This window comes from Amycolatopsis sp. NPDC049868 (assembly GCF_044461365.1).
In the GTDB taxonomy this organism is placed as follows: domain Bacteria; phylum Actinomycetota; class Actinomycetes; order Mycobacteriales; family Pseudonocardiaceae; genus Amycolatopsis.
Genome location: NZ_JBITKV010000015.1, coordinates 205,832 through 213,702, shown reverse-complemented (window position 1 = coordinate 213,702; position 7,871 = coordinate 205,832). Strand labels below are relative to the sequence as shown.

Genomic DNA, 7,871 nt, shown 5'->3' with positions numbered 1-7,871 from the left:
ATCACCGCCCAGGCCTTGTCCGTCAGCTCACCACGACCCACCACAATCCATCATCTGCACACGATCATGGAAAAGATCCGCAGGACACGCCCTAGGTACAGGAAGGGGGCCTTCATGTACCTAGGAACGAGGCCGCGGGAACCGAAGACCAACCGGTGGGAAAACGGGTCGCCCCGCGATCGAACGGCCTCTACCCTCCGGCCGTGACCGCCGAACTCGCCGCCGCCCCCCGCCCGCACGTCGCGCATCGCGGCCGGGGGATCACGCTGATCCTGCTCGCCGCGCTCTTCTTCGGCACCTCGGGTGTACTGGGCAAACCGGCGATGCAGGCCGGGTTGTCGCCGGAGCAGGTCGCGGCGATACGCATCGGGCTGTCGGCGATCGTCCTCCTCGCGCTGGTCGCCGTTTTCCGGCCGAAACTCCTCAAAGTCACGAAGAACGAGTGGCCGCTGCTGCTCGCGTACGGCTCGCTCGGCGTCGCGGGCGTCCAGCTCATGTACTTCCTCTCGGCGGGCCGGATCCCGGTCGGGATCGCGATCCTGCTCGAGTTCACCTCACCGGTGCTGATCGCGCTGTGGGTGCGGTTCGTGCGCCGGGTGCGGCTGCCGAGGGCGATGTGGGCGGGGATAGCGCTGGCGATGACGGGGCTCGTGCTGGTCGCCCAGGTCTGGGAGGGGCTCAGCCTGGACGTCCTCGGATTGCTCGCCGGGCTCGGCGCGGCCGTCTGTTCGGCGGGTTACTTCCTCCTCGGCGAGCGCGGCGTCGCGGACCGGGATCCGCTCGGCATGGTCACCTGGGGGATGACGATCGGCGCCGTCCTGGTGTGCGCGGTCTCCCCGCCGTGGACGATTCCGTGGGGTGTCCTCGACGCGCCGACGACGTTCGGGCCGTGGGAGCCGCCGGTGTGGTCGTTGCTGATCGCGCTGGTGCTGATCGCGACCGTCCTCGCCTACGCGACGGGCATGGCGGCGCTACGTCATCTCCCGGCGTCGGTGGCGAGCGTCGTCGGGCTGGTGGAGCCGCTGATCGCCGGCGCCGCGGCCTGGCTGCTGCTGGGCGAGGCGCTCAGCTGGATCCAAGCCGCCGGCGCGGTGGTGCTGCTGACCGGCGCGTACATCGTCCAGCTGAACTCGAACGTGGTCCAGACGGACTCAACCCTGTTGGAAGCCCCGTAGGTCGCTGATCTCCTGCTGCTGCGAACGCGAAGTCGTCGCGGCGAGGTCGCGGGCGTCGGGGTTGCGGCCGTGCTGGGTCTCGGCGTCGGCGATGCGGACGCCCGCCTCGCGCTGGCGCAGCAACCGCGCGACGAACTGGCGGTCGAAGTCCTTTCCGGACAGTCCGGCCAGTTCCGCCATGTCGCCGGGGCTGACGTATCCGTCGCGCTGGACGTGTTCGAGGTTCGGGTCGTCCGGCGCGGGCTGACCCCACGCCTCGATGAGCCCGGAGAGCCGCGCGATCTCCGGTTCGTGCGTGTCGATGACCCGCTTCGCGAGCGCCTTCAGCTGGTCGTTCCCGGCGCGGGTTTCCGCCAGGGAAGCCAGATCCATGCCCTGCTGGTGGTGCGCGAGGGCCTGCCGCGCGAAGGCGACGTCGGCGTCGTTGAACGGAACGGCGGCCTGCTGCGCCACGGGTGACGACCCGGGAGGCGCCGTCTGCGACTGGGGTGCCTCGTCCGAGCAGCCCGCGAGCGCGACGGCGGCCAGGGCGACGGCGGGCAGGAACCGGAGGACGGCGTGCGGCATCGAAGAGCTCCTCGGAACGCGCGGTGGAGGTGCCTAGGTTGGCAGAGTCCACTTCGGCCTGTTCACCTGGGGTTGCGCAAACACTTTGCCTCCCCGGCTCGCGGTGCGACAATCCCGCGATCCGCCGCCACTCCGACAGGGGGTAACCGCGACATGGACTCCGAAACCAGGCGCGAACGGCCGGGTCTGCGCCCGGACCTGCGGCAACGCCACGTCCGGATGATCGCCCTCGGCGGCATCATCGGCGCGAGCCTGTTCATCGGCAGCGGCGCGGTCATCCACACCGTCGGCCCGGCGGCGGTCCTCTCCTACGCCATCGGCGGCCTGATCGTCGTGCTGGTGATGCGGATGCTCGGCGAGATGGCGACCGCCTCGCCATCGCAAGGGTCCTTCATGGAGTACGCGCGGACGTCGCTCGGCGGCTGGGCGGGGTTCACCGTCGGCTGGCTGTACTGGTACTTCTGGGTCGGCGTGGTCGCGTTCGAGGCCGTCGCCGGGGCGAAGATCCTTCAGACCTGGATTCCCGTTGTGCCGCAATGGATCTTCTCGCTGGCCCTGATGCTGCTGCTGACCGCGACCAACCTCGCCTCCGCCCGTTCGTTCGGGGAGACGGAGTTCTGGCTCGCGTCGGTCAAGATCGCCACGATCGTGGTGTTCCTCGTGGTGGGTGTCCTGTTCGTGCTCGGTGCCTGGCCCGGCGGCTCGTTCTCGGTCGGCAACATCGCGCAGGACGGCTTCCTCGCCAACGGCCCCTTCTCGGTGGTGCACGGGGTGGTGATCGTGATCTTCTCCTACTTCGGCGCGGAGATCGTCACCATCGCCGCCGCCGAATCGCGGGAGCCCGAGACCGCCGTGCGCAAGGCGACCTCGTCGATCGTCTGGCGGGTCATCGTGTTCTACGTCGGCTCCGTGACACTGCTGGTGATGATCACCGGCTGGCGTGACATCCCGACCACGACCAGCCCGTTCGCCGCCGCGTTCGGCCGGTTCGGCATCCCCGCCGCCGAGACGGTGGTCAGCGCGGTGGTGCTGACGGCCGTGCTGTCGGTGCTGAACTCGGGGCTGTACACCGCTTCCCGCATGCTGTTCGCGTTACGCGGCAACGGCTGGGCGCCGAAATGGATCGCGGACACGAACCGGCGCGGCGTCCCGTGGAAGGCGATCCTGGTGTCCACTTCGGTCGGTTACGTCGCCGTGGTGATGAACTTCGTGTCCCCGGACAAGATCTTCTACTTCATCATCAACTCCGCCGGAGCGGTCGCGTTGTTCGTCTACGCGATCATCGCCGGCTCGCAGCTGCGGATGCGGCGCCGACTGGAGGCCGAAGCGCCGGAGCGGCTGAAACTGCGCATGTGGGGCTACCCATGGCTGAGCTGGCTCACCCTAGCCGCGACGCTGGCCGTGGTCGCGTCGATGTTGTTCGTGGACGCCGACACGCGGGCCCAGCTTTACCTGAGCCTGATCAGCCTGGCGGTGATCCTCGGCGTCTACTTCATCCAGCACCGGCGATCCGGCCGAGAGCACCGTAAAACACCTCTCCGATCCTCGCGGGATCACGGCTGAGGAAGGCCTGGCCACCGGCGGGCGCGACGAGCTGCCCGAGTTCGTTCTCGTCGGCGTCCGGGCCGATCCCGATGGCGATCAGCGGCACCGGGCGATCCCGGTCGCGCAGCTTTTCCAGCTCGGCCACCAGGTTCTCGCGGCTGATACCACCTGGATCGGTGTCGCGGCCGTCGGTCATCACGATGACGAGGTTCAGTCTTCCCCGCTCCCATTCCTTGTGCGCCAGCCGATAGACGTCGAGGACACTGTCGTAGAGGCCGGTCTGTCCGTCCGGCACCGCGCGGACGGCGCGCAGGCGGCCGACCGCCGCCAGCTGCTGCCCGACCGGGGCCATCGGCAGGATCTCCCGGTAGTCACGGTCACCGTCCACTTTGGTCGCGAAGGCCAGAAAACGAACCTGTGACGTGGATCTGAACAGGTGCAGGGCGTTCTCCGCCGCCTCCAGCGTGATCCGCAGCCGGGACTTCCCGGTTCCCGGGACCGGCGCGCTCATCGAACCGGACACGTCGATGAGGACCTGGACCCGGGCACTCGCGTTCACTCCGGCCCACTGGCTGAGCACCTTGCCGACCTCGGCGGCGGCCGGAATCTCGGTGCTGCGCTGCCCTTGTGCCGAAACACGCTGATCGTTTTCGGTCAGCCGCAACGCCTGTCCGCCGGGAGCGCGCAGATCGGACGGCGTGCCGGTCGCGGCGCCGCGCAGCAGGGCGCGTTTCAGTTCGGCGACCGCCTCCGCCTGCCGCTGGGTCGCGCCCGCGATCTCGACGAACGGGTAGTCGAGCGCCGGAGCCGCGGGTGAATACGCGGCCACCAGCGCGGTCTCGCCCTCGGAGAGCCCGGAATTGTGGCGCAGCACCGCATTCTCGGGCGCGGGGAACACTGTCGCACCCGAAGTGGTGGCGGAGAACTTCCGGAGCAAGGCGACGTACGCGGCGGCGGGATCCGACGCGCCCTTCGTGACCTCTCGGAGCGCCAGCAGCGCGGAAACACCGGCGGGATCGCTCGCGGGGTCCGGCATTCCGGCGACGACACCGGATCCGCCGAGTACCTCCGGCCACGTCAGCGGCTTGCGGGGCCAGCCGAGCGTCCGCGCGACCGGTTCCGCGACCGCGAGTACCACCGGTGAGCTGGCGATCGACGGCCCGGAGACGGGAACCCCGTTGGCACGCCTCAAGAACAACGTCGACGACGGGATCCAGGCCTGGGGCTTGGGCGCGGTTCCGGACAGCTCCTCCGCCAGTTGGAGGGAATCCCTGGGCTGGACGTCGAACGCGACACACTTGAGATCGAGCGCACTGGCCGCCCGCATGACGGCGGGGGCGATATCGGGCGACGCCGCGACGACCACCCGGGCGGGCTCGCAGCCGGGTTCGGACCGCGTCATGGCCACCACCACCCAGGTGGCCGCGCCGAGCACGACCGCCAGCGCGAGCGCCAGCGACGGGAGCAGTATCCGTCTTCGGGTCCGGGTGGTGGCGTGGCGTCCCATCGGCTCTCCCGGCATGGGGCTCGAGGAGCGTCCGAGGGTACGCCGGCCGCTCCCCTAGGGGAAGGCTACGACTTTCGGCGTAGCGAAACCCCACCAAGGCGGGAGGTGCCCCGGCGCGGCTCGCGAAACACTTGCCCGGTAAGGAAAACACTCGAAATCGGGGGAATCAGTGATGAACCGGCCCACTCGTGCGGAACAGCGCAAAGCACGCAACGCCCTCTTCGGCCAGGCGATCACAGTCGCCTTCGCCCTGCTGCTCGCGGCCGCCACTCGCGCGTGAAGGCCCCCTTCCCTCGGCTGAGCCGAGTGAAGGGGGCCTTCACGCGCGTTCGGGACTAGACGGGGATGACCGTCGGCACGATCATCGGGCGGCGCCGGTAGGTGTCGGCGACCCAGCGGCCGACGACCCGGCGCACGGCCTGGGCGATGCGGTGCGTGTCGGTGATGCCCTCGGCCTCGGTCCTGGCGAGTTCCATCTCCACCATGGGGACCACGGCGTCGAGCGCCTTCGGGTCGTCGGAGAACCCGCGTCCGGACACCGTCGGACGCGTCACCGCGCGGCCGGTGCTGGTGTCCACGGCGACGGTGATGGCGATGAAACCGCCCTCGCCGAGCACGAGCCTGTCGGACAGGGTCGACTCGCCGACGTCACCGACCGAGAGGCCGTCGACGTACACGTGCCCGACCTCGACCCGGCCGGTCCGCGTGGCCTTGCCGTCGACGAGGTCGACCACGACACCGTCCTCGGCGATCACCACGTTCTCCGGGGCGACACCGGTGCGCACGGCCAGTTCTCCGTTGGCGCGCAGGTGTTTCCACTCGCCGTGCACCGGCATGACGTTGCTGGGGCGCACCGCGTTGTACAGGTACAGCAGCTCGCCCGCCGACGCGTGCCCGGACACGTGCACCTTGGCGTTGCCCTGGTGCACGACGTTCGCGCCGAGCCGGGTGAGGCCGTTGACGACGCCGAAGACCGCGGTCTCGTTGCCCGGGATCATCGAGCTGGCCAGTACGACGGTGTCGCCGGCGCGGATCGAGATCTGCCGGTGCTCGCCGCGCGCCATCCGCGACAGCGCCGACAGCGGCTCGCCCTGCGAACCGGTCGACACGAACAGCACCTTGCCCTCGGGCAGGTCACTGGCCTGGTCGAGGTTGACCAGCAGACCGTCGGGCACGTTCAGCAGGCCGAGATCGGCCGCGATGCCCATGTTCCGGACCATCGACCGGCCGACGAACGCGACCCGGCGCCCGTGCCGCACGGCCGCGTCGAGCACCTGCTGGACGCGGTGCACATGGCTCGCGAAACAGGCCACGATGACGCGCTGGCCGACCTTGCGGACGACGTCGTCGAGCACCGGGCCGATGTCGCGTTCCGGCATGACGAAGCCGGGCACCTCGGCGTTGGTCGAGTCGACGCAGAACAGGTCCACGCCCTCGTCGCCGAGCCGGGAGAATCCGGCGAGGTCGGTCAGCCTGCCGTCGAGCGGGAGCTGGTCGAGCTTGATGTCGCCGGTGTGCAGCACGACCCCCGCGGGCGTGCGGATGGCCACCGCGAGCGCGTCCGGGATCGAGTGGTTGACCGCGAAGAACTCGAGGTCGAACCAGCCGACCTTGCGTCGCTCGCCCTCGCGGACCTCGATCAGGTTCGGCCGCTGGCGGTGTTCCTTGGCCTTGGCCGCGAGCAGCGCGTTCGTGAACCGGGAGCCGTAGATCTTCAGGTCCGGCACGAGCCGCAGCAGGAACGGGACGGCGCCGATGTGGTCCTCGTGCCCGTGGGTGAGGACGAGACCGTCGATGTCCTCAAGGCGGTCTTCGATCGCGCGGAAGTCGGGCAGGATCAGGTCGACGCCGGGCTGGTCGTCCTCGGGGAAAAGGACCCCGCAGTCGACGATCAGCAGACGGCCGTCGAATTCGAAGACGGTCATGTTGCGGCCGACTTCGCCGATCCCGCCGAGCGCGACCACGCGCAAGGCGCCTTCGGGCAGCGCGGGCGGCGGGGTGGTCGGTCCGGGTCCGGTTGGCAATGAACTCACCGAGGCATGGTCCCTACGCTGGTATGTGAGGTCGGCGCCGTGTAGGCCGCCGCTGAATCTGCTTGTGCCACTCGTGCACCATGCCAGTCGCCGGCGGCGCTTTCACCGAGCGGCACGCCCCCCTGGGCGAGATCGGCGGAAATCGCCTGGAGCTGCTCGTCGCTCGCGGCCACGATGGGCAGCCGCGGGTCGCCGATGTCGAATCCGCGCAGCTTCAGGGCCGCCTTCGAGAACGCGACCCCGCCGACGCGGGACATCGCCCGCAGCACCGGCAGCATGCCGCGGTGGTTGGTGCGCGCGGTGGAGGTGTCGCCGGACTCGTAGGCGTCCATCATGCCGCGGATGCGGCCCGCGACGACGTGCCCGATCACGCTGACCACGCCCGCGCCGCCGACCGAGACCCACGGCAGGTTGAGGCCGTCGTCACCGGAGTAGTAGGCGAGCTGGGTGTTCGCGATGACCTCGGAGCCGGCGATGAGGTCGCCCTTGGCGTCCTTGACCGCGAGAATGCGCGGGTGCTCGGCGAGCCGCAGCAGCGTGTCGACCTCGATGGGCACGATCGAACGCGGCGGGATGTCGTAGAGCATCACCGGCAGGCCGGAGGCGTCGGCGACGGTGGTGAAGTGCGCGTAGAGCCCCGCCTGGCTGGGCCGCGAGTAGTACGGCGTGACGACGAGGATGCCGTGGGCGCCGGCCGCTTCGGCCTGCTTCGCCTGCTCGATGCTGTGCGCGGTGTTGTTCGTGCCCGCGCCGGCGACGATCGTCGCGCGGTCACCGACCGCTTCGACGACGGCGCGGACCAGCTCGGCCTTCTCGGCGTCGGTGGTGGTGGGGCTCTCCCCCGTCGTGCCGTTCACGACGAGACCGTCGTTGCCCAGATCCACGAGGTGTTCGGCCAGCTCCTGCGCCCGCTTCAGGTCCAGCGCGCCATCGGCGTCGAAGGGGGTGGCCATCGCGGTGAGCACGCGCCCGAACGGTCTTCCCGGCGCTGCGGTAGGTGGAGTGGACATGCTGTGAAGGTACCTCCTGCGAGCGCCGAACCCC

General features: G+C 69.8%; 6 protein-coding genes. 2 read left to right on the top strand and 4 right to left on the bottom strand.

The genetic code is table 11. From position 1 onward, the window contains the following. Nucleotides 1-203: 203 nt before the first annotated feature. Entirely contained in the window at nucleotides 204-1,175 is a 972-nt protein-coding gene (locus tag ACIBTM_RS40175) for an EamA family transporter (RefSeq protein WP_395882372.1), read from the top strand. On the opposite strand, the gene ACIBTM_RS40170 is transcribed toward ACIBTM_RS40175, so the two are convergent. After that, the gene (locus ACIBTM_RS40170) at nucleotides 1,152-1,742 is read right to left on the bottom strand and encodes a DUF305 domain-containing protein (protein WP_395882371.1); all 591 of its coding nucleotides are present in this window, start codon (nucleotides 1,740-1,742) and stop codon (nucleotides 1,152-1,154) included. The genes ACIBTM_RS40175 and ACIBTM_RS40170 overlap by 24 nt on opposite strands. Before the next feature lie 153 nt (nucleotides 1,743-1,895). On the opposite strand from ACIBTM_RS40170, the gene ACIBTM_RS40165 reads away from it, so the two are divergent. Further along, entirely contained in the window at nucleotides 1,896-3,305 is a 1,410-nt protein-coding gene (locus ACIBTM_RS40165) for an amino acid permease (RefSeq protein ID WP_395882370.1), read from the top strand. Here the strand turns inward: ACIBTM_RS40165 and ACIBTM_RS40160 are convergent. The 3 genes from ACIBTM_RS40160 to dapA all read right to left on the bottom strand — a co-directional run bounded on the left by ACIBTM_RS40160 (nucleotide 3,235) and on the right by dapA (nucleotide 7,837). Then, nucleotides 3,235-4,794, bottom strand: coding sequence for a VWA domain-containing protein (locus ACIBTM_RS40160; RefSeq protein WP_395882369.1), 1,560 nt, complete (start codon nucleotides 4,792-4,794; stop codon nucleotides 3,235-3,237). The two genes, ACIBTM_RS40165 and ACIBTM_RS40160, sit on opposite strands and share 71 nt — an antisense overlap. A gap of 335 nt (nucleotides 4,795-5,129) precedes the next feature. Beyond that, entirely contained in the window at nucleotides 5,130-6,827 is a 1,698-nt protein-coding gene (locus ACIBTM_RS40155; RefSeq protein ID WP_395882368.1) for a ribonuclease J, read from the bottom strand. Continuing rightward, a complete protein-coding gene (gene dapA / locus ACIBTM_RS40150; protein WP_395882367.1) occupies nucleotides 6,824-7,837 on the bottom strand; it encodes a 4-hydroxy-tetrahydrodipicolinate synthase in 1,014 nt (337 codons plus the stop codon). Before dapA ends, ACIBTM_RS40155 begins: the two co-directional genes overlap by 4 nt. Between the last annotated feature and the right edge of the window lie 34 nt (nucleotides 7,838-7,871).

Coding starts and splice junctions, on each gene's coding strand:
- ACIBTM_RS40170 (WP_395882371.1), bottom strand. CDS start 1,742: ATGCCGCACGCCGTCCTCCGGTTCCTGCCCGCCGTCGCCCTGGCCGCC.
- ACIBTM_RS40165 (WP_395882370.1), top strand. CDS start 1,896: ATGGACTCCGAAACCAGGCGCGAACGGCCGGGTCTGCGCCCGGACCTG.
- ACIBTM_RS40160 (WP_395882369.1), bottom strand. CDS start 4,794: ATGGGACGCCACGCCACCACCCGGACCCGAAGACGGATACTGCTCCCG.
- dapA (WP_395882367.1), bottom strand. CDS start 7,837: ATGTCCACTCCACCTACCGCAGCGCCGGGAAGACCGTTCGGGCGCGTG.